The 24923-nt window shown below is 38.6% G+C and carries 20 protein-coding genes; 12 read left to right on the top strand and 8 right to left on the bottom strand.

Annotated features, from left to right (window positions below):
* Positions 1 to 2: 2 nt before the first annotated feature.
* Positions 3 to 2243: a T9SS type B sorting domain-containing protein gene (locus FEE95_RS06000; RefSeq protein WP_238474505.1), complete on the bottom strand. Its 2241-nt coding sequence runs from the start codon at positions 2241 to 2243 to the stop codon at positions 3 to 5.
* Between the two features lie 284 nt (positions 2244 to 2527).
* Between FEE95_RS06000 and FEE95_RS05995 the strand changes: the two genes are divergently transcribed.
* Both FEE95_RS05995 and FEE95_RS05990 read left to right on the top strand, forming a co-directional pair.
* Positions 2528 to 4213, top strand: coding sequence for a glutamine--tRNA ligase/YqeY domain fusion protein (locus FEE95_RS05995; RefSeq protein ID WP_138656916.1), 1686 nt, complete (start codon positions 2528 to 2530; stop codon positions 4211 to 4213).
* Positions 4214 to 4438: 225 nt separating this feature from the next.
* Positions 4439 to 5719, top strand: coding sequence for a POTRA domain-containing protein (locus FEE95_RS05990; RefSeq protein ID WP_138656915.1), 1281 nt, complete (start codon positions 4439 to 4441; stop codon positions 5717 to 5719).
* A gap of 64 nt (positions 5720 to 5783) precedes the next feature.
* Here the strand turns inward: FEE95_RS05990 and FEE95_RS05985 are convergent, their stop codons facing one another.
* From FEE95_RS05985 to FEE95_RS05975, 3 genes are all read right to left on the bottom strand, one after another.
* On the bottom strand, positions 5784 to 6710 hold the full coding sequence (locus FEE95_RS05985; RefSeq protein WP_138656914.1) for an SPFH domain-containing protein: 927 nt from the start codon (positions 6708 to 6710) through the stop codon (positions 5784 to 5786).
* Positions 6711 to 6856: 146 nt separating this feature from the next.
* Complete coding sequence (gene gltX / locus FEE95_RS05980; protein WP_138656913.1) at positions 6857 to 8368, bottom strand: glutamate--tRNA ligase; 1512 nt, start codon at positions 8366 to 8368, stop codon at positions 6857 to 6859.
* Positions 8369 to 8432: 64 nt separating this feature from the next.
* Positions 8433 to 9485, bottom strand: a complete 1053-nt coding sequence (locus FEE95_RS05975) for an alkane 1-monooxygenase (RefSeq protein WP_138656912.1) — start codon at positions 9483 to 9485, stop codon at positions 8433 to 8435.
* A 90-nt stretch (positions 9486 to 9575) separates the two neighbouring features.
* Here FEE95_RS05975 and FEE95_RS05970 point away from each other — a divergent pair, with 90 nt between their 5' ends.
* The 7 genes from FEE95_RS05970 to FEE95_RS05940 all read left to right on the top strand — a co-directional run bounded on the left by FEE95_RS05970 (position 9576) and on the right by FEE95_RS05940 (position 18168).
* Positions 9576 to 13109 carry a DUF4175 family protein gene (locus tag FEE95_RS05970; protein WP_317129242.1) on the top strand — a complete coding sequence of 1178 codons (3534 nt, stop codon included), beginning with the start codon at positions 9576 to 9578 and terminating at the stop codon, positions 13107 to 13109.
* The gene (gene ybeY, locus FEE95_RS05965; RefSeq protein WP_138656910.1) at positions 13102 to 13527 is read left to right on the top strand and encodes an rRNA maturation RNase YbeY; all 426 of its coding nucleotides are present in this window, start codon (positions 13102 to 13104) and stop codon (positions 13525 to 13527) included. Before FEE95_RS05970 ends, ybeY begins: the two co-directional genes overlap by 8 nt.
* Before the next feature lie 10 nt (positions 13528 to 13537).
* Complete coding sequence (gene mnmG, locus FEE95_RS05960) at positions 13538 to 15406, top strand: tRNA uridine-5-carboxymethylaminomethyl(34) synthesis enzyme MnmG (RefSeq protein ID WP_138656909.1); 1869 nt, start codon at positions 13538 to 13540, stop codon at positions 15404 to 15406.
* On the top strand, positions 15403 to 15879 hold the full coding sequence (locus FEE95_RS05955; protein WP_138656908.1) for a hypothetical protein: 477 nt from the start codon (positions 15403 to 15405) through the stop codon (positions 15877 to 15879). The genes mnmG and FEE95_RS05955 overlap by 4 nt, the downstream gene beginning before the upstream one ends.
* A gap of 98 nt (positions 15880 to 15977) precedes the next feature.
* On the top strand, positions 15978 to 16520 hold the full coding sequence (locus FEE95_RS05950) for a hypothetical protein (protein WP_138656907.1): 543 nt from the start codon (positions 15978 to 15980) through the stop codon (positions 16518 to 16520).
* Positions 16498 to 17325 (top strand): class I SAM-dependent methyltransferase, encoded by an 828-nt coding sequence (locus FEE95_RS05945; RefSeq protein ID WP_138656906.1) that lies wholly within the window; start codon positions 16498 to 16500, stop codon positions 17323 to 17325. The genes FEE95_RS05950 and FEE95_RS05945 overlap by 23 nt, the downstream gene beginning before the upstream one ends.
* Before the next feature lie 330 nt (positions 17326 to 17655).
* Complete coding sequence (locus FEE95_RS05940) at positions 17656 to 18168, top strand: OmpH/Skp family outer membrane protein (RefSeq protein WP_138656905.1); 513 nt, start codon at positions 17656 to 17658, stop codon at positions 18166 to 18168.
* Between the two features lie 58 nt (positions 18169 to 18226).
* Here the strand turns inward: FEE95_RS05940 and FEE95_RS05935 are convergent, their stop codons facing one another.
* Together FEE95_RS05935 and FEE95_RS05930 are read right to left on the bottom strand one after the other, a co-directional pair.
* On the bottom strand, positions 18227 to 18625 hold the full coding sequence (locus tag FEE95_RS05935; protein WP_138656904.1) for a DoxX family membrane protein: 399 nt from the start codon (positions 18623 to 18625) through the stop codon (positions 18227 to 18229).
* 18 nt (positions 18626 to 18643) lie between these two features.
* Entirely contained in the window at positions 18644 to 19795 is a 1152-nt protein-coding gene (locus FEE95_RS05930; protein WP_138656903.1) for a DNA polymerase III subunit, read from the bottom strand.
* A gap of 321 nt (positions 19796 to 20116) precedes the next feature.
* Here FEE95_RS05930 and FEE95_RS05925 point away from each other — a divergent pair, with 321 nt between their 5' ends.
* The 3 genes from FEE95_RS05925 (at position 20117) to FEE95_RS05915 (ending at position 24080) form a co-directional block, all read left to right on the top strand.
* Positions 20117 to 21307 carry a phosphoglycerate kinase gene (locus tag FEE95_RS05925; protein WP_138656902.1) on the top strand — a complete coding sequence of 397 codons (1191 nt, stop codon included), beginning with the start codon at positions 20117 to 20119 and terminating at the stop codon, positions 21305 to 21307.
* Positions 21308 to 21426: 119 nt separating this feature from the next.
* A complete protein-coding gene (locus tag FEE95_RS05920) occupies positions 21427 to 23082 on the top strand; it encodes a lytic transglycosylase domain-containing protein (protein WP_138656901.1) in 1656 nt (551 codons plus the stop codon).
* Between the two features lie 11 nt (positions 23083 to 23093).
* On the top strand, positions 23094 to 24080 hold the full coding sequence (locus tag FEE95_RS05915; protein WP_138656900.1) for a DUF4837 family protein: 987 nt from the start codon (positions 23094 to 23096) through the stop codon (positions 24078 to 24080).
* Between the two features lie 71 nt (positions 24081 to 24151).
* Here the strand turns inward: FEE95_RS05915 and FEE95_RS22465 are convergent, their stop codons facing one another.
* Both FEE95_RS22465 and FEE95_RS22460 read right to left on the bottom strand, forming a co-directional pair.
* Positions 24152 to 24319: a DUF6747 family protein gene (locus tag FEE95_RS22465; RefSeq protein ID WP_317129240.1), complete on the bottom strand. Its 168-nt coding sequence runs from the start codon at positions 24317 to 24319 to the stop codon at positions 24152 to 24154.
* Between the two features lie 320 nt (positions 24320 to 24639).
* Entirely contained in the window at positions 24640 to 24810 is a 171-nt protein-coding gene (locus tag FEE95_RS22460) for a DUF6747 family protein (protein ID WP_317129239.1), read from the bottom strand.
* Positions 24811 to 24923 lie beyond the last annotated feature (113 nt).

Raw genomic sequence — 24923 nt, 5'->3', positions numbered from 1 at the left:
GGTTAGCGAATAACGGTGATGGTACCTTGTTTTAATGTTTCGGTAGCATTCTTAATTACATAATAGAACACCATATTTTGTTTAGGAAATGAGGTTGCAGATTGAGGCCAGTTGTTGGCATAGCCAGTTTCGTTGACTAGTTCTTCTCCCTTATCATTATATATAATCACATTCACATCTGATTTATTGGAGTATGAATTAGGAATCACCCATTGATCATTTGCACCATCTCCGTTCGGGGTAATTACGTTGGGTACATTGAATAAATCAAGGTAAACAGCTGTAAGTTGTCTTGTAATTTCACAATTATCAACGTTAGCAACAAGTGTAAACGTTCCTTCTTCAGTAAAGGTCATTTGGTCGGTGCTGCTTAATAAATTGTTGCTTTCATCATACCATTGGTAGGCAGTTCCGCCTCTTGCGGTCACGGTTTCTGAACTTCCTTCAGGAAAGATTACATCACCGTCAACATCAAGCGTAATAAGGTTGGGGTCCAAAGGAGAGATTGCAATTTCATTAGAAGGTAGAGGACAGCCATCCTTATCTAGTACCAAACGGTATGTACCAGGTTCTGTTACCGTTAATGATGCTTCAGTTGTATTTACGGAAGTACCGTCTCTTTCCCAAGAAAAGCTTTCTCCAGTTAAGTCAGTTGTCGTACTAATGGTAATAATGTCTGAAGAATTACAGTATACTGTGCTTGTACTCGTTATAGTCACAGTTTCATTGGTCAAAAGTTGTACAGCTATGGTATTTGATGTTTCATTATAGGTTCCTAGTGTTGCATTAACGGTATAGTCTCCATTTTCGGTATTATCGGCGAGACTTATGTTTTGACCGGTAGCTCCGGCAACATCGGTGCCATCAAGCTGCCACTGATAAACGAAAGAGGTTTCTAATTGTCCAGTTACGTCGGACCTAGTTCCGTCAGAAGCAATTGCATTTATCATTGCTATTTCCAAGATAGCATTTGTGCTTACGCAAGCCGTGTATGATGAATCAAAGTCAATTACGATTTCAAAGCTGCTTGGCACAACAGCAACCGTATTCTCGGAGTTTACCGTTGAACTACATGTTCCTGATGAGGTTACGGCTGCATAGTAAGTTCCATCTTGAGTAATATCTAAAGTAGCGTTGGTAGCACCACTGACCATTGCTCCATTTCTATACCATTGATAAGTTGGGGAATTAGCCGTAGTACTCACGCTTAAGGTTTCAGGTTGAGAAGGGAGAACCACAACGTTTGCTGAATTATCTCTGGTAACGGTAAATGCTCCACCATTTGTAATAGTAATAGGAGCAGATCTTTCAGTACAAATTCCAGGTGCTGATATTTCGACTTGGTAGTCACCCTCGAATCCGGCGATACTTGCGTCAACATTATACGATGTATTTGTTGCTCCGGGGATGGCTACATTATCTTTATACCACTGATAGCTCCAAGAAGGATCAGTTGTATCAATTGTCAAGGTTTCAATATCTCCCGCACATAGGGCAGTTTTGCTTGGTGGAGTAATTCCTATTCCTGCACCAGTAGAACCTATTTGAACTGTTACTATGTTGGAATCAGTATTTCCATTAAAAGTACAATCACCATAATCAACTAAAGCTTGATACATACCTGTTTGATTTACGGTAATCGTATGATTGGTTTCACCAGTCAGTAGAGATCCGCTTCGGTACCATTGGTATTGATAGGTTTCTGGACTGGGGATATTATCTACCTGTAGGTCGATTGAAACAGGGTCGCACAAGTTGCCTGGGGGATTTCCATCACCTAACTCACTAATATTCAAATTAGTTGTAACCGCCATATAATAGATATGAAATGAGTCATCAGATTCTGCTTGACTGACAGGGCTTGTGCTTCGAGCACGAAACTTGTACCCTTGTCCCTGCGCATCTGTCGGAATTGAAAAATTCAAATCGAAGTTTTTCGGGTTTGCCGTGTTCTGATCTCCTACGCGGCCTAGTTCAACAGCGTTAGTGAAATCTCCTGTAGCATCAGAAAGTTCTAGAATAAACTCGTTGTCGGAGTTGGCGGTTCCCCCCCAGGCAATAGTTACATCGTAGGAGTTGAATGGACCTGAACCATTATCAATCCCGGCACAGATTTTTGTGAAACCAGTACCACCTCCCGCGGGTGCTGGAGGCAACATAGAAATTTGAGCGAAAGTTTGAGTAGAAAGGAACGCAAAAAGCGCCAACAAGAATAGACGGGGAAAGCTTAAGTTAGTTTTCATAAGTAGTAGTAGTTTTGGGGCTACAGTTTTATCTTCAGATTTGGGACTTTCGATAAAACGTATAATTTTTCGTTTTATTGGTTTCAACACCGGTTGAAATTTGCTTAACGGTCTCTTATACAGTATTCAATAGCAAATATGTCCTTTATTTATTGGTCTATCAATATAATGTTGTAGCGTCAAACAAAATTGTTGTGAACACTCCTATTTCTATGGTTAAGGGTTTTTAATAGACGGTAATCATTGCATTTTTGCTACTTTTGTGGTTCTTTAAAAAGCACCTTATGAGCGATTCGGAAAAATCTTTGAATTTTCTTGAGCATATCATCGAAGAAGACCTGAAAAACGGGTTTTCTAAAGACGCTTTACGATTTCGTTTTCCACCCGAACCGAATGGTTATTTACATATTGGACATGCCAGTTCAATTTGTTTGAATTTCGGATTAGGATTGCGGTATAAAGCGCCCGTGAACTTGAGGTTTGATGATACGAATCCCGCAAAGGAAGAACAAGAGTTCGTAGATGCAATAAAAAGGGATGTCGAATGGCTGGGATATAAATGGGATACCGAACGGTATGCATCCGATTACTTCCAGCAGTTATACGATTGGGCCATACTTTTAATCAAAGAGGGAAAGGCGTATATAGATAGTCAAACTTCTGAAGAAATGGCTGCTCAAAAAGGAACTCCAACAGAAGCCGGAACCGAAAGTCCATTCCGCAATCGATCTGTAGAAGAGAATTTAAAACTGTTCGAAGGAATGAAGGCAGGAAAATTTGAAGAAGGAATGCATGTTTTACGTGCTAAGATTGACATGACTTCTTCAAACATGTTGATGCGAGATCCTATCATGTATAGAGTACTTCACAAGGCACATCACAGAACAAATACCGATTGGTGTATTTATCCAATGTACGATTGGACGCACGGTGAGAGCGATTATATCGAACAAGTTTCGCATTCTTTGTGTACGCTTGAATTTGCTATGCATCGGGAATTGTATGATTGGTTTTTGAATCAAGTGGTTGATGAAAATAAGGTTCGACCTAAACAGCGGGAATTTGCTCGAAGAAACTTAAGTCATACGGTTGTTAGTAAACGAAAGTTAGCAAGATTAGTGGAGGATGGGGTTGTGGATAGCTGGCATGATCCTCGGATGCCAACAATTTCAGGATTGCGAAGAAGAGGGTATTCTCCAGAATCCATTCGCAATTTTGCGGACACTATTGGCATTGCGAAACGTGATAACTTAATCGATGTTTCTCTTCTGGAATTTCAAGTCCGAGACCATTTGAATAAAGTAGCGCCACGCGTGATGGGAGTTTTAGACCCGCTTAAAGTGGTGATTACGAATTATCCGGAAGGTGAAGAGGAATGGTTAGACGCTGAGAACAATCCTGAAGATGAAGCTGCGGGTTCAAGAAAAGTGCCTTTTTCCAGAGAAATCTATATTGAAAAAGAAGATTTCAGAGAGGAAGCCAACAAGAAGTTTTTTCGTTTGAAATTGGGCAAGGAAGTCCGATTAAAAAACGCTTATATCATAAAAGCAGAGAGCTGCACAAAAGATACCGAAGGGAATATTACTGAGGTACAGTGTATATACGACCCGAAAAGTAAGAGTGGTAGCGGTACAGAAGAAAGTCTGCGAAAGGTTAAAGGAACTTTACATTGGGTTTCTATAGAACATGCTTTGGAAGCAGAAGTTCGATTGTATGATCGCCTTTTTACAGATGAAAGTCCAGATACCCATAAAGACAAAGATTTTATGGAATTTGTGAATCCGGATTCTTTAAAAACCATCACGGGATATTTGGAGCCAAGCATGAAAGATTTAAAAGTTGGTACCCAAGTTCAATTTCAACGTTTGGGGTATTTCTGTGTTGATCCAGATTCAACTTCAGAAAAATTGGTTTTCAATAGAACGGTTGGCTTACGAGATTCTTGGGCTAAAATTCAGCAAAAAAGCTGATATAAGAATTGCTTATTCTCACTAATATATCAATTGGTATTTTCTATTAAAAGCGGCTTGTTTTAAGCTTTCCTGAAGGGACTTCGTCTTTTTCCTAACTAATGTGTTGATCGTATTTCTATAAATCTGTTCTCGGCCTTCTAGTGACTTTTCAGTCTAATTTTTTCCAAAAACTAGTATGGAAAGTGATTCTCCTTCGTCTTAGAGTTTGAAAAACCTTGAAAAATGAGAAAATTATTTCTTCTGTTAGTAACGCTGCTTTTAAGCTCAAATATTTTTGCGCAAGAACAAATCATCTCGGAGCTTGAATTTTCAGGGGTAAAAAAAACCAAAGAAAACTTTTTAAGACGTTTGCTCAAAACAAAACCCAATACAACTTTTGATTCTCTTCTGGTTGTTAAGGATGTTGAACGGTTAAAAAGACTTCCGGGAATTGCGAATGCCACCTACGAGTTATTGGGAGAAGGTGAGGAAGTGAAGCTTTTGTATAGAGTAGAAGAGAACTTTACAATTATTCCGGGATTAAGGATAGCCACTGCTAATGACGGTAGCTTTGCGTATCGTTTATCTGTCTTTGAATTTAACCTTTTCGGAAACAATCAACTTTTAGGCGCTTTTTATGAAAAGAATGTCTTCAATTCGTATGGAGCTTTCTGGGAACACCCCTTTTTATTTAGTGACAAAATCGGTGTGGGACTGAACTATCAAAACGTAACGACCCAAGAACCTGTCTTTTTTGAAGAAGGAGATAAAAACTATCGATTTAATTCTGAGATGTTCGAAGGTGCTCTGCTCCTCTCCCCTAATTTTAACAATGAGATAGAATTAGGAGCAATTTATGCAAAGGAGCAATATCTATTCGAGGAAGAAAATCCTCTTCCCAATAGGCCCATTAGTTTGAAGGCGGACAAACTGATTTACAAAGGTGTTTATCGTTATGTCGACTTGGATATCGATTACCAATACTTTGACGGAATCACAAGTGAATTTACCGGCCAGTATGTCAACTTTTTAAGCGGAGATGCTCCTGGAGAGCAATTTTTAAACTCCTTTTTGTCCCTAAGAAATGATTTTATCTACTACAAGAAAATTAAAAATCGCGGAAATTGGGCAACACGTTTGCGTCTAGCCGCGGCTTTTGGTAATGAGGATTCTCCTTTTGCGCCATTTACGCTTGACAATCAGTTAAATATTCGTGGCGTCGGGAATACCGTGGATCGTGGAACGGCGGCAATCGTACTAAACACAGAATATCGACACACGCTTTTCGAGAAAGGATGGTTTGTTGTACAAGGAAACGCTTTTGTTGATGCAGGCACTTGGCGCAAACCGGGAGAAGATTTTTCCCAATTGTTTGACGGTTCGGCAACGCGTTTATACCCTGGAGTGGGCTTTCGCTTGACACATAAAAGAATTTTTAATGCCGTTTTTCGATTGGATTATGGTTTCGGGATAGGTTCCGAAGCTACGAACGGAATCGTCTTTGGAATAGGGCAATACTTCTAAGAAAAAAGTAAAAAAGCGCCCACCAAGGTGAGCGCTTTGAGAATATAAGTTTTGGAAAATCGTATTAGTCTAATTTCTTAGGCTTTTGCTTTTTCATGGCTTCACCTATTTGATTACTTGCCGTAAAGCTAGCAACCATGTCGTTTAGCATTTGGCTACCCGCTTGAGGAGAGTTTGGTAATAGAATTAAATTACTGTTCGTCTCCTGCCCTATTGACTGCAGCGTATCATAATGTTGAGTAACAACAATCAAAGCAGATGCTTCCTGAGAATTGATACCTACTTTGTTTAATACTTCAACAGATTCTTCCAAACCTCTAGCGATTTCTCTACGTTGGTCGGCAATACCTTGACCTTGAAGTCTTTTACTCTCAGCTTCTGCTTTTGCTTTTTCTACAATAAGAATACGAGCAGCATCACCTTCGAATTGTGCTGCGATTTTTTCACGTTCAGAAGCATTAATACGGTTCATTGCTTCTTTTACCTGAGCATCAGGGTCGATATCTGTAACAAGTGTTTTAATGATATCATAACCATAGGTCATCATTGCTTCGTTCAATTCAGATTTTACGGCAATGGCAATATCATCTTTACGAACGAATACATCATCTAACTTCATTTTTGGAACCTCGGCACGAACTACATCAAATACATACGAAGTAATTTGGTCATGCGGGTAATCGAGTTTATAGAAGGCATCATATACTTTGTCTTTGATGACTTTGTATTGCACAGACACTTTCAGGCGAACAAATACATCATCTAAAGTTTTCGTTTCAATAATAACATCCAGTTGTTGAATTTTTAAACTTAATTTCCCTGCTATGCGGTCTACCAAAGGAATTTTTAAGTGTAGTCCTGATTGCCGTATACTATGGAATTTTCCAAAACGCTCGATAATGGCTGCGGTTTGTTGTTTGACAATAAAGAAGGAAGAAATCAGGATAATTAATCCGAAGAAAATAATTGGTATAAAGAAGAAACTGCCCATATTTTTTGTTTTTAGGTTTATATATGAAATTTACGTAAATCACTTTACATATGTGTAGGATTTCCCTCGGAAATGTTACAAAAGGTGAGGTCTTTCAGCAAATGCCAAGGATAGGAAGCTATGAATTTCAATTGCGGCTTAGGTTTCTAAGAACTCAATTTTTCAATAGCAGTTTGTATTCTTTGGATACTTTCTTCCTTCCCAATCATCTCTAGGATATCAAAAATATGAGGCCCTTTCATGTCGCCAACAATCACCAAACGAAGTAGAGGCATCACTTTTCCAAAAGACAGTTCTTTTTCGGTAATCCATAATTTTACTTGGGTTTCCACGTTTTCAGAAGAGAAGTCAGAAATGGATTCTAGTACAGATACCAATTGGTTTAGTATTTCAGGAGTCCCTTCTTTCCAATGTTTTCTGGATGCTTTTTCATTGTAAGTAGTAGGTGCCACAAAGAAGTAATCAGAGAGCCCCCAAAAATCGGAAACAAAAGTTGCGCGTTCTTTTATTAGTGATACTACCTTTTTAAGCCAATCGCCATTCTTAGCCAGGAAAAGAATCTCTTTGTCGTTTAGTTCTGAGCTAAATAAAGTCGCAAGTTCTTCATCACCCCTCTCTTGCAAGTACTGTTGATTATACCATTTCGTCTTATCAGGGTCAAATCGTGCTCCTGATTTGTTTACCCTTTCCAAACTAAAGGTGTCTACCAATTCCGAAAGGCTAAATAGTTCTTGTTCCGTACCGGGATTCCAGCCGAGCATGGCCAAAAAGTTGACAACAGCTTCAGGAAAATAACCTTCTTCTCTGTACCCTTTTGATTCATTCCATGACAAGGGAAATACGGGAAAGCCCAATTTCTCTCCGTCTCGTTTACTTAATTTCCCTTTCCCTACAGGTTTCATTATTAAGGGTAAATGAGCAAATTGGGGCGCATTCCATCCAAAGGCATCATATAATTGTTGGTGCAATGCCAAAGAGGGCAACCATTCTTCTCCTCGAATCACATGTGAGATTTCCATCAAATGGTCATCCACAATATTTGCTAAATGATAGGTCGGCATGCCATCACTTTTAAAAAGAACTTTGTCGTCAAGAATATTGGTGTCAATATGTATTTCGCCACGGATGATATCCGTTAAAACCAATTTTTCATCTTGAGGAGATTTGAAGCGAATTACATAATCCTCTCCAGCATCTAGTTTTGCTTGCACTTCTTCAGCGGGTAATGAAAGAGAATTGGTAAGTTTTAATCGATTGTGCCAGTTATAGATAAAAGTCTTGCCATTAGCTTCATGGTCTTTTCTATGAAAATCTAGCTTCTCGGAAGTGTCAAAAGCATAGTATGCCTTCCCATTTGAGATAAGCTCATCTGCATATTGTCTATAAAGGTCTTTACGCTCGCTCTGTCTATATGGACCAAAACCACCTTCTTTGTCAACACCTTCGTCAAAGGGAATACCACACCAATTCAGGGCATCAACGATATATTGCTCTGCTCCTTCTACATAACGATTCTGGTCGGTATCTTCAATTCGAAGAATAAAATCACCTCCGTGTTTTTTGGCAAACAGGTAATTGAAAAGTGCGGTACGCACTCCTCCAATATGTAATGGACCTGTAGGACTAGGTGCAAAACGAACACGGACTTTCTGACTCATAGCTTCTCATTTTTGAGCTGCAAAGATAGGAAATCCGATAGGCTAAAACATGTAGAAATTTGATTTAAGCCTTCACAGGTTTCATCCCTTCTGGAATACGTGGATTCATGATTTTGAACCAAAGAGGAGGGAGAAATGACATTACCATCGAAGTGGGATAACCGAAAGGCATTTGTGGTGAAATATCGTGATAGTCAAGGATCTGATACTTTTTAGAAGATTTGTAATGATGGTCGCTATGGCGGGTCAATTCATAAAGGACAATTCTTCCCATTACATGATTGCTATTCCAAGAGTGGATCTCGCGAACACGTTCGTACCGTCCTGAAGGCAGTTTGTTGCGCATAAGTCCATAGTGTTCGATATAGTTTACGGTTTCCAGCATTAGAAAGCCAACAATCCCGCTAGTAACCGCAAAAAGAACACCTAATTTGCCAAAGAAAAAGAAAACAATTACTAAGTAGGTGATTTGAAATACGGTATACCACAGCATATCGTTTTTTATAGAGAGAAACGTCTGTTTATGGGACTTCAGCAATTTTGACTGCAGCTTCCAAGCACTGAAATACTGGCGAATCACTGAGGTAAACCAAAACGAATATACCGTTTGGTTGTATTGTGCAGTAGCTGGGTCTTCCTTTGTGGCCGCTTGGGCGTGATGACCGAAGTTGTGCTCGATATAAAAGTGCATATAAAATGATGGCAAGAGTAATAGTTTTCCTAAATGGCGCTCATTGGTTTTTTGACGGTGACCCAATTCATGAGCAACATTAATTCCGTTGGTGCCGAGAACAATTCCCATAGACAATATTAATCCGACAAGTTCATAGGTGGCGTAGCTCGTTGTGGTAATATCCCAAAGTAGAAAGGCTAGAAGTCCGAATATTACCGGAGCATTCAAGTAAAGCATCCAATCGAAAAGCTTGCTTTTTTTCTTTTCCTCACGCTCCTCACCCTCGTAATTTGAAGGGTCATGTGGCAATAGGAGTTCTAAAATAGGAATCAAAACAAAAGCGTAGAACGGCGTAAAATAGCTGAAATAACCTTTAAAATAAATACTTATGACGGCCGAAATGGGCAAGGTCATTGCTGCGAGGTACTTTAAATCTTTTAACATCTGTCTTTTATCTAATAATGCTCGGCGAGCGGGTTTAACACGAATTTGATGTTTAAATTTGTGAGAACGAGTATCTTGGTACTAAATATAGTGAATTTGAACAGTTACAATAACATACTTCTCAAACTCAGCGATTTTACCAAAAAGTATTACACGAAGTTATTGCTCAAAGGGGTTCTACTTTTTTTGGCCCTCGGATTGTTGTTCTTTTTGGTGACATTGGGTGTGGAATACTTCCTTTGGTTGAATTCAACAGGACGTTTGATTTTGCTGTTAATTTTTGTGGGAATAGAGGCTTTCCTATTATTTAAATACATCTTGACACCCCTATTCTACTTGTTTAAATTGAAAAAGGGAATTAGTCACAAACAGGCTTCACTACTAATTGGGAAGCATTTTCCGGATGTGGATGATAAGCTTTATAATTTGCTGGATTTAGCAGATGATAAAAACCAATCTGAACTTTTACTAGCCAGTATTGATCAGCGCTCTGAAACTTTAAATCCCATTCCTTTTACCAAAGCAGTCGATTTTAGTGAGAATGTGAAATATGTAAAGTATTTGGCAATTCCGGCTTTGCTCTTCGGATTGATTTGGCTAAGCGGGAATCTGAGTGATTTCTTTGGCTCTTACAATCGGGTTGTAAATTATGATGTAGCTTACGAGCCGCCGGCACCTTTTGGGTTTCGATTACTGTCTAATGATTTAAATGTTTTGGATTCCAAAGCGGTCACCGTTCAAGTAACAACTGAAGGAGAAATTCGCCCAGACCAAGTATTTATTACGATTGACGGAAAAGACCTGTTGTTACAGCAACAAAATGGCATCTATCAATATACCTTTACACCTCCCCTAACTTCCACAAGCTTCTCTTTTAAGGCAAACGGTATATTTTCTCGGGAATATCAGTTGAATGCTTTAAAAACACCTTCGATTCAGAATTTTGAGCTGCTTTTAAATTATCCTAGGTATACGAATAGAAAATCCGAAATACTGAAAAGTACAGGAAATGCTACGTTTCCGGAAGGAACACGAGTGACTTGGCAAATTAAAGGGAAGCATACGGAGAACATTCATTTGGTTACAAAGGATACTTCTATAGCCTTTTCAAAATCAGAAGATGCTTTTGAAATGGCAAAGCGTGTATTCTCAAATCTCAACTATGAGTTAAGCACATCTAATGCAAACATTGCCGATTATGAGAAGTTGGCGTATCGCTTTGATGTTATAAAGGATGCGTATCCGACGATAAAGGCGAAGCAGGTTTTAGATTCTTTGAATCCGAATACATCTTATTATATCGGCGAGGCTTCCGATGATTATAAGTTGAGACGCATTCGTTTGGTTTGTTATCCTGACGGAGATGTGGAAGACCGACAAATATTGGAGTTGGGAGAACCGAACTCCAATTTCAATCAGTTCTATTACACCTTCCCTTCTGGGTTACAATTAGATGCCGGCAAGAATTATAGCTTCTATTTCGAGGCGACGGACAATGATGGTGTTCACAATGGAAAAACTTCCAAAAGCCAAGTATTTTCAACGGTTTTGCTTGATGAAAATCAGTTAAAGAACAAGGAGCTTGAGTCGCAACAGTCCATTATAGACAATTTGGATAAGTCCCTAGAAAAATTCAAGGAGCAAAAGGAAACCCTTAAAGAAATCAATCAAAACCAAAAGGAGAAGAAACAACTCAATTTCAATGACCAGAATCAGGTGAAGGATTTCCTGAAGAAGCAACAGCAACAGGAGCAGATGATGCAGAAGTTCAGTAAGCAACTGAAAGAGAATCTCAATAAGGGTGAAAAAGAAGATGAGATGAATGAGTTGCTTAAAGAACGTCTAGAACGACAAGAGATTGAAGCAAAGAAGAATGAGAAGTTGTTGGAGGAGTTGAATAAAATCGCAGAAAAGATTGATAAAGAAGAATTGGCGAAACGCCTGGAAGAATTAGGTAAAAAACAGCAGAACAGCGAGCGGAATCTTGAACAATTGCTAGAATTGACCAAACGGTATTATGTGACTGAAAAAGCGGCGCAGTTAGCAAAAGACCTAGAGAAACTAGCAGAGCGACAGGAAACCTTATCTGAACTGAATCTGGGGGAGCAATTTCAAAATAAGGAACAGGAAAAGCTCAATGAAAAATTTGAAGAGATTGCCAAGGAGCTAGACGAGTTGAAGAAGGACAATGCCGATTTAAAGAAACCGCTAGACCTTAACGTAGACAAGAAAAAGGAAGAATCAGTCAAGAAAGACCAAAAAGAAGCTTTAGAAGAAATCAATAAACAACAAGGAGATGAGCAATCTTCAGATACGGAGGAGAAGGAAAATAGTGCTAACAATGCCAAGAAAAAACAGAAGTCCGCTGCTCAGAAAATGAAGGAAATGAGTGAGCAATTGCAAGAGTCCTCAGCTGGTGGAGGTGGAGGAGGCTCCTCTATTACAGAAGATGCCGAAATGCTACGTCAGATTTTAGACAACTTGGTCATTTTCTCTTTCAAACAGGAAAACCTATATGAGGAGCTTGAGGAAGTTGATGCAGACTCGCCTCAGTTTTCAAGTTCAATTCGTGAGCAACAAGAATTGCGTAAGCTTTTCGAGCATGTTGATGACAGCTTGTTTGCTTTATCCCTTCGGCGTGCAGAGTTAGCTGAGTTTGTCAATGAGCAAATCACAGAGGTATATTATAACACCGACAAAGCCTTAGAAGCCATTGCTGAAAGTCAAATATACCAAGGTGTATCCTATCAAAAATATGTGTTGACTGCGGCTAATAGTTTATCAGATTTTCTGGCGAACACCCTTGACAATATGCAACAGAGCATGCAGTCCGGTAAGGGGCAAGGTGAGGGAGAAGGATTTCAACTCCCTGATATTATTAAGCAACAAGGAGAGTTGAAAGAAAAGATGGAAGGCCAAGGAAAGGAAGGTCAGGGGAAACCATCTGGTGAAGGAAAGGGACAGCAAGGCGAGGGTCAAAAAGGGGAAGGTGAAGGAGAATCTGTTCAGGGTGGAGAGAAAGGCAAAGGAAGTGAAGGAGAAAAAGGAGAAGGCGAAAAAGGCCAAGGAAAAGAGGGTCAAGGTGGTGAAGGCGAAGGCGAGGGTAAAAATGGAAAGGGAAAAGGTAAAGGGGAGAATGGAGAAGGAGGTCAAGGCGGCGATGATGGCGGAGACGGAAATGGCCAAGGAGATGGACCAAGTGAAGAAGAGCTCAAAGAAATCTATGAGATTTACAAGGAGCAACAAATGATTCGCCAACGCCTGGAGGAACAGTTACAAGACATGATTAATGGCAGCGACCGCAAGTTAGGCCAGAAGTTGTTACGTCAAATGGAGGATTTCGAGAATGAATTGTTAGAGAATGGTTTTACGCAGCGAGGCATGAACAAGATGAATAACATTCAGTATGAACTCTTGAAATTGGAGAATGCCGCGATGAAGCAGGGAAAGAAACCTGAGCGCGAAAGTAATACAAACAAGAACCAGTTTAACAATCCAATAACTACTAAGCCCTCATTATTAGAGGATTATCGAAATGAAATTGAGATTTTAAATAGACAAGCACTACCTTTGCGCCAAAATTTCCAGAATAAGGTAAAGGAGTATTTCAAAAGCGATGATTAATTTTAATTATCTTACAGATTATCAAATAGTTAAGGAAGAATTATATTCCCAATGGCTGCTTGAAGTTATTGGTTCTGAGAACAGGGCTTTAGGGGATATCGCCTATGTGTTTTGTGACGATGCCTATTTGTTGAAGGTAAATCAAGAGTATCTCAAACATGATACGTATACTGACATCATTACTTTCGATTATACTGATGGGAATACAATGGCTGGAGATATATTTATATCCCTTGATCGGGTAAAGGAAAATGCTGCAGAATTCAAAGTAGATTTCGATGAGGAGTTACGAAGAGTAATGGCTCATGGAATTTTACATTTGTCGGGTTATGGCGACAAGTCAGATAAGGAAGCAAAGGTGATGAGGGCAAAGGAAGAAGAGAAAATGAAATTGTTCCACGTGGAACAAAAGAATTAAGTGCAAAGATATGTTTGAAAAGGAATATGATGTAATTGTTGTTGGAGGAGGTCATGCCGGAGCGGAAGCTGCAGCTGCCGCTGCAAACATGGGTTCGAAAACTTTGCTGGTAACTATGAACCTGCAAACCATCGGACAGATGTCTTGTAATCCTGCTATGGGCGGAATTGCTAAAGGACAAATTGTTCGTGAGATTGATGCACTTGGAGGTTATAGTGGAATCGTTACGGATAAGTCTGCGATACAATTCAAGATGTTGAATAAATCTAAGGGACCTGCGATGTGGAGTCCGCGAGCTCAAAATGATAGAATGCGTTTTGCAGAGGAGTGGCGACTGATGTTGGAAAACACTCCCAATTGTGATTTCTACCAGGAAATGGTCAACGGACTTCTGGTTGAAAACGGCAAAGTTTGCGGAGTAAAAACATCATTGGGAATTGAAGTGAGAGGCAAGGCTGTGGTTCTAACAAATGGGACTTTTCTAAATGGCTTAATCCATATTGGAGAGAAGCAATTTGGTGGAGGTAGAGCAGGAGAAAAGGCAGCTACGGGAATAACAGAACAACTACTAGATTTTGGTTTCGAAAGTGGTCGAATGAAAACAGGAACGCCACCAAGAGTTGATGGTCGTTCCTTGGATTATTCTAAAATGATTCTTCAACCAGGAGATGCTATTCCTGAGAAATTTTCATATACAAAAACGAAAACTTTAAAGACACAGCGCGATTGTCATATGACGCATACGAGTGCCCTTGTTCATGATTTATTGAAGGAAGGGTTTGACCGTTCTCCGATGTTCAATGGAAGAATAAAAAGTATTGGGCCAAGATATTGTCCTTCTATAGAGGATAAGATTAATCGCTTCGCGGATAAGGATAGCCACCAGTTGTTTGTAGAACCTGAAGGATGGAATACGGTTGAGGTTTATGTAAATGGATTTTCAACTTCGCTTCCGGAAGATGTTCAATTCAAGGCATTGCGCTCGGTTGTTGGGTTTGAAAATGTGAAGTTTTTTAGACCTGGTTATGCGATAGAATACGATTATTTTCCACCAACGCAATTGAAACATACTTTAGAAACCAAGCTTGTAGAGAATCTATATTTCGCCGGACAGATTAATGGAACTACAGGTTACGAAGAAGCTGCCTCCCAAGGTTTGATGGCAGGTATAAATGCACATCTAAAACTCAATAAGAAAGAAGATTTTATTCTAAAAAGAGATGAGGCTTATATTGGAGTTTTGATTGATGATTTAATTACAAAGGGTACGGAAGAGCCTTATCGAATGTTTACTTCTAGAGCAGAATATCGAACTTTATTGCGTCAAGATAATGCCGATTTAAGATTAACTCCTAAAGGCTATGAAATCGGTTTGGCAGGAAAAGAACGCCTGAAACGAATGGAAGAAAAGCAGGAAAAATCAAATGCTTTTATCAAGTTTTTTGAAAAAACAAGCGTGCTTCCTGAGGACATAAATCCGATTTTAGAGAGCGTAGATTCTGCTTTAGTGAAACAATCTGACAAGATGGTTAAAGCATTTTCTAGACCAAAAGTGACCATGAATCATATGCTTCAATTGAAGTCGGTTTCAGCTTTTGTAGAAGAAAATAGTCTGGATAGGGAAGTGCTAGAACAAACGGAAGTCCAAGTAAAATACTCGGGATATATCGCTAAGGAAAAGAACAACGCTGACAAGCTTCACCGACTAGAAGATGTCAAAATTCCAGAGAATTTTGACTATTCAAAACTAAAGTCTCTGTCTTACGAAGCTAGAGAGAAACTTGAAGCTATTCGTCCAGTGACTATTGCTCAGGCTTCTAGAATTAGCGGTGTTTCTCCATCTGATATTAGTGTTCTTTTAGTTTTTATGGGAAGATGAAAAAGCCCATCTTTTTAAAGCAATCAAAACCACTTATTGCAACTATTTTAGGGACTTTTATTCTGTTGTTGATGTTGTTTTTGCTTTACAAAGAAGCTGCGGGATTGAGTCAACTCATCACTATGGCTTGTATGGGCATACTTCTTTTGGGGTATTCTATTTCTTTTGAAATCAGCAATACTCTTAATCACAAACGGCATTTTAGTTTATTTGGAATTACAGTTTTCAAACAAAGATTGGACTGTATTTCCCCTGATTATATATCTGTATTTTCTGCAGTGTTCAAAAAGGACTCTGAATGGGGTCCGGTTGCAGCTATGGGAAATCAAACCTGGGAGGGCAATTATGTGGTTCGATTTTTTAAGGGGAACTTACATTTTACGGTTTGGAGAGTTGATTCATTGGACGTTGCCAAGGCCAAGGCAATTGAGTTAGGCGAGCTTTTAAACGTAGAAGTAAGGTATAAAAAGTAGGCGATGTTCCACGTGGAACATCTCGCAATTCTTGGTTGCTAAAACACCTTTGGTTCAATTCTTGATGCTGTTCTAAAACAATATTTAGCCCAACCAAAATGAAGCAAACACTACTCCTAGTTTTCGTTCTTTTTTTAGTTCAGTCTTGTATCCCGTTACGTATTGCTCCGAAGATTGAAGACTATAAAATCACCAAAGGAAAGAAGTTCAAAAGAAGTTTGTCTAAACGTCAAATGTTTATTTTTGAGGATGGGAAGGAAGCGGAGCAATTTTACAATTTTGTAAATATCAAGTTCCAATTAGATGATACGAATGTTTATGATGATGTGCCATTCGAAATTGGAGGGCAGCAATATTTCTTCGCTTGGTATGAGATTGAAATTCCAAACAAGTCAATTAATCTGCTTCCGATTTTTGCGGATATTGCTTTGACCGCTGCAGATTTGGATACTTCTTTTGAAGATTCCTATAGTAGTCGAAAAGGTAATTGGTATTTGGCCATAGAAGTTTATAATGATTTTGAGTCAGATTGTTTGACAGAAACTTCGCTTTCAAGGAAGGCCGTTTTAAAGTATCTTCGTGCTTTGAAGAAAGAATATCTGGCCACGCATAATTACAATGAAACCGTTTTTAAAAACTAAAGATTTTTCGATTTCTCAGGAAACTTTTGAGTTATTTCATAATCCGGATATGGATATGCTAATTACCAAACCCCAACCAGAAAATCTGGATTCTTATTACGAAAGTGAGGTTTACATTTCACATACGGATTCCAATACGTCCTTTATTGACAAAATATATCAACGTGTTAAAAAGTATAGCCTCTCCAAGAAGATAAATCTTATTGACAAATATTCCAAGGGAAAGAAAACACTTTTAGATGTTGGCGCTGGAACAGGAGACTTTTTAAAAGCTGCTAAAAACAAGGGCTGGAATATTGAAGGCGTAGAACCAAATCATAGCGCTAGAGAAAAAGCACTTGATAAAGGCATTAGCTTGAAAGATAGAATTGAGGCTTTGACAGGAACGAAATATGATGTCATAACCTTGTGGCATGTCTTGGAACATTTACCGGATCTAGAAAATCAAATTTTGAAATTGATTTGGCATTTAGAAGAGAATGGAACATTGATTATTGCGGTTCCAAATTTTAATTCTTTTGATGCAAAACATTATAAAGAATTTTGGGCGGCTTATGATGTGCCAAGACACCTTTGGCATTTTTCAAGAACCTCCATTGAAAAAATTTTTGCAGAACATGATTTCAAATTAGTCAAAGTGAAACCTATGGTCTTTGATTCATTTTATGTTTCAATACTTTCCGAAAAATACAAAACAGGCAGACAGAATATTTTTAAAGCTTTCGTTTTAGGATTATGGTCCAACTTATCTGCAATTAGAACAAAAGAGTACTCCTCTCATATTTATGTGCTCCAAAAGTGCTAATACTTATTTTAAGCCGATTTCCCGCATTTTTAGCAAATCTGGAATATTCTGGTTGTTTCTTTAAATTTTCGCCGAAATTGAGGTGTTTTAGAGCTTCGTTTTTGATAGATATGCTCGATTTCAATTGTAATTCATAATCAATTTTACTTATAGCTCAAATTGAATGGATTTTTTGATTAAACCAAGATGCCTGTATTTTAATATGCACGGATTTTCGTATTCGGATGGATTTTTAGAAAAATTCAAAAAAGCTTTCCTATTTTTGCGCGACTTTAAAAAAACAGCAAAGTAGATTTCTGTGAAGGCGGGAATGAAAATAAATAGGCAATTATGAAAAAAATAGTAGTAGTATTCACAGCATTGATTTTACTGGCATCTTGCGAACAGGCAAAAATTGGTTATGTAGACAACGTAAAGTTGATGGATGCTTATCAGGAAAAAATTGATGTTGAAGCAAAGTTCAAAACAAAGACCGATGCTTTGACAAAAAAGAGAGATAGTATTTCTCAAGCTTTCCAATTGGAGGCACAAGCTTTTCAAGCGAAAGCTCAAAAGATGAATCAAAAGAAGGCGCAAGAAGAGTACGGACTTATGCAACAAAGAGGTCAATTTATTGGGCAGCAATTGCAACAAGAGGAGCAAGCTTTGGTAACAGCTGGTCAAACTGAAATGGATAGTGTTGTAAGCAAAGTAAAGGAAGCTGTAAAGGCTTACGGTAAAACAAACAAGTATACCTACATTCTTGGAGGAGGTGACGGCGGAAGTGTTTTGTATGGTACTGAAGTCAATGATCTTACGGATGAAGTAGTGAAGATTTTGAATGCAGATTATAAGAAAGAATAGATAAACACAATTCTTAGGATAAAATCACGAAATCCGTATCAACTTTGATGCGGATTTTTTATGGTTGCAGCAGAAATACTAAAAATATAGCTGGAATAAAATATACCGCAATGGTCATTGCTCCGGCATAATCTTTTGCCATGCGCTGGCCGAAAAGTAGCATCAGCAGTGCAACACAAGAAAGTATAGCTCCATATATGGCCATAGTACTTTCACCTGAAGTTCCTAATTGGTAAACTCCTATTAAACATAGGATGCCAGCAACTAACTCCGCAATCAGAACCGTGCTAAGCATCAAAGGCACGATACCCTTCATAGGCGTATCCTTAAAATGTCCTTTTAACCAAGAAAGGTTTCCGTTCCAATCGGTTATTTTATCAATACCACTTTGTAAAAAAGTGATAACAAGAAATATGAGGATTAAGATTTCAGCGGCATGATTCAGTACGTTATCCATAGTTTTGGTTTTAAAAAATTAGACAGCTTTCCTATGTAATAATCGAGTCAATTTAATGGATAAATCCGTTAGAATAATTTTCGAATTTCCATTCCGCTCAATATGATACATGGCATTTTCAAGTTCTTCTACAATACTCAAAATATTGTTTTCGTGTACAAAGGGAGCGAACTTTTCTAGACTGAATCCGTCTACATGAATCTGCATAAAAGCCAAGTCTTTCACATTGAAATTGACCAACATTGCCTGACGCATAACTGCTAAACAATACTGCATAAATTTCTTTTGTGTTTCCCTTCCGGTTTTGGCGATTTCCTCACTCCAAAGAATCAATTCATGAATCGCTGCCTTGTTTCCTTTGGCTTTAAATGCGCTACGTACCCACTGCACAAACCATTTTTCAAAGACTAAATCTTCGGAATCGTTGTTCATTAAATCCAAAGCTTTGTTGAAATTCCCATTGGCTTCGTGTGCCAAGCGAAGTGCTTCTTCACGAGCCAATCCCTTTTCTTCTAGAGCTTTTGCAATATCGTTTTCCGCCAAAGGAGGAAAATGTAGAATTTGACAACGTGAACGAATGGTTTGTATAATTTGTTCCTCGTCCTCCGTAACTAGAATAAAAACAGTCTTTTCAGGAGGTTCTTCAATCAACTTCAGTAATTTATTGGCTGCAGAAGTGTTTAATTTCTCCGCCATCCATATCAACATCACCTTATATCCACCTTCATAGGATTTCAAAGCAAGCTTTTTGACCACATCCATCGCTTCATCTACACCAATTTGCCCTTGCTTCTTTTCAATTCCGATTAAGCGATACCAATCGAATAGATTTCCATAAGGTTGTTCTTTTAAAAATTGGCGCCATTCTTCCATGTAATGATTGCTCACGGCATGGCTTTTAACTTTGTCAGAATTCGATACTGGAAAGGCAAAATGCATGTCAGGATGTGACAACGAATCAAACTTCAAATTACAGCTTTCATTGCCTCCAAAATTCTCTCCATTTTGATTTCCACAAACCACATATTGCATGTATGCCAAAGCCATCGGAAGTGTTCCAGAACCTTCTGGCCCAACGAACATTTGCGCGTGTGGAATTCGTCCTGCGTCTGCGCTCGAAGCCAAATGATTTTTGATATGTGACAGCCCTAAAATGTCTTTAAACAGCATGCTCCAAATATAGTTTATTCCATTGGATTAATGATAGCAATGCATTAGGGATAAATAGGAATTATAAGGTGTTTTCAGAATAGACTCATTAGTCGGTAATTTGCTGTTTTTCTTTGGAGTCACCTATAATCATTGAGTTTGATAAATTTCATTCATCGAAAAATCTACTTCGAATGTAACTAATGAAATTTGCTCAGAAAGGCTAGAACCGACCGATGCGTCGGTTTTTTCATAACAAAATCTAATCAAGTTGTTTCGCCTCATTTTTCATCGAACCCACATAAAGGGTTACATTTGCATTTCTCTAAAAACCGAATGCAAATGAAGACTCTAGAAGATTTTAATTTTGAAATGAAAAAGGCATTAATCCGAGTGGATTTTAATGTGCCTTTGGATGAAGATTTTAACGTCACAGACACTAACAGAATTGAAGCAGCAAAACCTTCAATTATCAAAGTTTTGGAAGACGGTGGCAGTGCAGTTTTGATGAGTCATTTGGGAAGGCCGAAAGGAGAAAGAAATCCTGATTTTTCGTTAGAGCATATTTGCAAAACGGTTTCTGAAGTTATCGGTGTACAGGTAAAATTTGTAAACGATTGTGTTGGTGAAGTTGCAGAACAAGCTGTTGCCAATTTACAAGCTGGAGAAGTTCTGCTTTTAGAGAATTTGAGATTCCATTCGTCAGAAACTATTGGCGATGCCACTTTTGCGGTGCAACTTTCAAAATTGGGGGACATTTATATTAACGATGCCTTTGGCACTGCGCACCGTGCTCATGCTTCCACAACTGTTGTCGCCAAGTATTTTGGGGAAAACAAGTGCTTCGGGTATTTATTGGCGAAAGAGATAGAATCTATTGAAAAAGTAATGCAAACGGGTGAAAAACCGGTTTTGGCCATATTAGGAGGTGCTAAGGTTTCTTCAAAAATTACGATTATTGAGAATATTCTAGATAAAGTGGACCATTTGATTATCGGCGGAGGAATGACTTATACCTTTGTCAAGGCCCAAGGAGGGGAGGTTGGAGATTCTATTTGCGAAGACGATAAGATGCCTTTAGCTCTAGATATTCTAAAACAAGCTAAAGAAAAGGGAGTGCAAGTTCATATTCCTGTTGATGTTTTGGCTGCGGATGATTTCAGTAATGATGCCAACACTCAAGTGGTTGATGTTGATAAAATTCCTGACGGATGGCAAGGCCTTGATGCAGGACCTAGAACTCTAGAAAATTTCAAAGAAGTCATTTTGAAAAGCAAAACCATCTTATGGAATGGTCCTGTAGGGGTTTTTGAAATGGAAAACTTTGCAAAAGGAACAATCGGCGTGGGCAACTTTATCGACGAATCAACGCAAGGCGGTGCATTTTCTTTAGTAGGCGGTGGAGACTCCGTAGCTGCAGTAAAGCAATTTGGTTTTCAAGATAAGGTAAGTTATGTGTCTACAGGTGGTGGTGCCATGCTTGAGAGTTTAGAAGGAAAAACCCTGCCCGGAATCGCTGCAATATTAGGTTAAATCGGGCGTTATCGATAAACAGGCACGTGCCTGTTTTATTAGGTTTTAACGATTTGAAATTTTATTCTTTCGGAAAAAAATCGGATTTTCGTTAGCCCGCATTAACTATAGAATTGTTTATGATAGCGAAAAGAAATTTTTTCCTCCCATTTTTTGCACTTCTGTTTTTTGCCGTTTCAGGTCTAGCTCAAGAAAAAGACAGTATTCCCTCAAAGAAAGATATCAAGATTATTCGGTCTAAGGATATTCCTTTGGATACCACTGCTATGGATATGAAAGGTGTGGAGCAGATGGAGCAAATGGAATCTTCGCAGGCCCTAAAAGATAATCCTTTGGTGCTTTTAAAAGAGGGAGATAAAGGAGCATATAACCTACAAGACAATCCGGAAGCAGCGAAGTACGATAGTTTATGGATGAAAGAATTGCATGAAAGTGCCGCGCTTTTTGATGATATGTATAAGGAAGTTTCAACTCTGGACACTGAAAAGACCTATGATGTTGAACTGAATACAGACACTTTAAAACTGCGTCTGGAACTATTGAATCAAAAGACACCTTTTAATGTAGTTTATAATCCATCTTTAGAAAATGTAATCAAATCCTTTTTGACACGTAAGCGCGGTTTAATGAATCGAATGTTAACGGTGAGTCAATTTTATTTTCCGCTTTTTGAACAGGAATTCGATAATCACAATATCCCTGTAGAAATGAAATATTTGGCCATTGTAGAATCAGCTTTGAATCCAAAAGCGCGCTCAAGAGTAGGTGCTACGGGACTCTGGCAGTTCATGTATGGAACAGGCAAAGAGCATGGTCTTGATGTAAGCAGTTATGTTGATGAAAGAAGCGACCCGATTAAATCGACTAGGGCAGCTTGTGAATACTTGAATAGAGTATACAAGATTTTTAATGATTGGGATTTAGCCTTGGCGGCGTACAACTCTGGTCCAGGTAACGTGAATAAGGCCATCAGAAGATCCGGCGGCTATAAAAACTATTGGAACATCAGAAGAAATCTTCCACGTGAAACCGCTGGTTATGTTCCAGCCTTTTTAGCTACCATGTATTTATTTGAATATGCTGAAGAACATGGCTTGCGAGGTGAAAGGGTTGCTCGCCCCTATTTTGAAACAGATACGGTTCATGTGAAAAGCCTTATCACTTTTGACCAGATTTCTGAATTAGTTGGAATCAGTAAAGAAGAATTAGAAGTATTAAACCCGTCGTACAAACTTAAGGTTATCCCTTATGTCAAAGGCAAGGATTACACTTTGCGTTTGCCTAGAAAAGAGATGGGCAAGTTTGTGAATAATGAGGCAGCAATCTACGCACATGTTGAAAAAGAATTGAAGAGTAAAGAGAGTCCTTTGCCAGCATTGGTAAAAGCGGCGCAACAAAATCGAGTTCGCTATAGAGTCCGTAGTGGCGATTATTTAGGAAAGATTGCCGAAAGATATGGCGTACGTGTTAGCCAAATTAAAAACTGGAACGGTCTTCGAAGTAATAATTTACGTATCGGACAACGTCTGACCATTTATCCTAGAGGTTCACGTGGGGTGGCTGCTGCGTCTAAAAAGAAGACCGCCAAAAAACCAGTGAGTTTGAAAAATGTGCCCAGCAATAAAATACATGTCGTGAAAAGCGGTGACTCACTTTGGACCATTTCTAGAACCTATGAAGGAATTAGTATCGAAAATTTACGAGAATGGAACGGTATTAGTGGTAAAAATCTAAAACCAGGCATGAAGCTAAAACTTTGTGATTGCTCCTCGTAATTATATGACATATGAAAACACTTAGAACACTATTATTTCTCGCATTTGTTGGACTTGTTTCCTGTAACAACGGAAAATCACAAAACTACTTGCCAAGGTCAATCGGACCTGTTAATCAGGTGACCCTGGTAATGGATAATGATCTTTGGAAAGGCCGCGTAGGAGATAAGATTAGAGAACATTTTGCAGCAACTGCGGTGGGCCTTACCTGGGAGGAATCAATATTAACCCTTAATCAGGTACCCCCCAAAGTATTTGCCGGTTCTCTGCTGAACTCCAAGTCTATTCTTCTCGTTAAAAAAGATACAGCTGAAGTAGCGGAATTAAAATCTGATATATATGCTACGCCACAGCGAATGGCGGTTTTTAAGGGTCAAACTGATGAGGAAATAATGAATAACATCGAGGCCATGGCGGAGGAGATTATCGCATCCTATAAAGCTATGGATCTTAAAGAAACACAAACCAGGCTATTAAAGTCGCTGAACAAAGAAGGTGTTTTGGAAGAGAAGTTCAACATCACGATGAGTGTTCCTTCTATTTACAAAGTAGGACGACAAGAAGATAATTTTGTCTGGATGGATAGAGAAATTCAAAAAGGCCATATGAACATTATAGCTTATGAAATGCCAGCAAATAGTTTTTCTGCAGACTCGACATTGGTAAGGGAAATTGTTCAGATGCGCGATTCAATAGGTGCTTTGTACATTCCAGGCCCAGATGTTCCCAATAAAACAACACACATGCGAACTGAGCCTGCATTCTCACCCTCCATTTTTTCAGCAGAAATCGCTGGAAGAAAAGCAATTGAAGTGAGAGGTATCTGGGATATTAAGAATTATCCTATGGCTGGCCCTTTCATTACCTATATTATTGATGATGAAGCTAATAATAGAAAATTGGTGGTTGAAGGCTTTACTTTTGCACCGGCCACCAATAAGCGAGATGACATGTTTCGATTAGAAGCTATTATGAAAACAACGCGTTTTACGAATTAAAAAAACATTTTAAGCATAGAAAACGCCCTTATTAAGGGCGTTTTTTCATATAGTGTTCTCGCGATTCTAGTTTAAAATGCGAAGCCGGTAGATAACCTAAATACGAAGGCGTATACGGTAATGGCCCACAGAAAGAGACAAAGCCAAGTAAAGGTCTTAAAATACTTAATTAAGAACTCCTTAGTCCAATCTCTAAATGCTTCAATGTAAATTTCTTTAACAAGTAAAAATTTCTTCATATTCATATGGGGATTAAAAATTACTAACAGGCCAAAGGTCTAGGTTTTCGCAGGCGCAGCGCGAATTTAATAGTTGTAATGACCAAAAATTCCGCCGTACAATTCGAATATTGTATTATTTCGATAAAAAGAAGATTAAGGGGGATGAAGGGAGAGAAGAATATATAGGAATAGGTTTACAAAATAGAAAAATAGACTCCAAAACCCAATGAAGTTGTAGGAAGAATCTAGCAACACTCGTTTTGCAAATAAAAGTTTTAATATAAACTAAAAAACGCCCTTATATGGGCGTTTTAAATAGTTAGGTTGGTTAAGTTGTATTAATCGAATGCAAACCCTGTAACGAGTCTGAAAACGAAGGCATAAAGCACAATGAGGAAACTGGCGAAGCAGAACCACGAAAAGGCTTTAAAATAAGATTTTACGAATTTAGTACCTAGATTTCTAAAGGCTTCTAAATAAATTTCTTTGATGAGTAGGACGTTTTTCATGTATTTTAAGATTTGGGTTGAACTATTGATTTGGTCTTTATATAACTCAAATTCGTCAAGTTGCGTATTTTGTCCTACGTAATTTGTTGTGAAAGGTATTGCTGCTGTTGTGA

It is taken from the genome of Maribacter algarum (ex Zhang et al. 2020), from assembly GCF_005885635.1.
Taxonomy (GTDB): Bacteria; Bacteroidota; Bacteroidia; order Flavobacteriales; family Flavobacteriaceae; genus Maribacter_C; species Maribacter_C algarum.
This window is presented reverse-complemented; position numbering and strand designations above follow the sequence as displayed.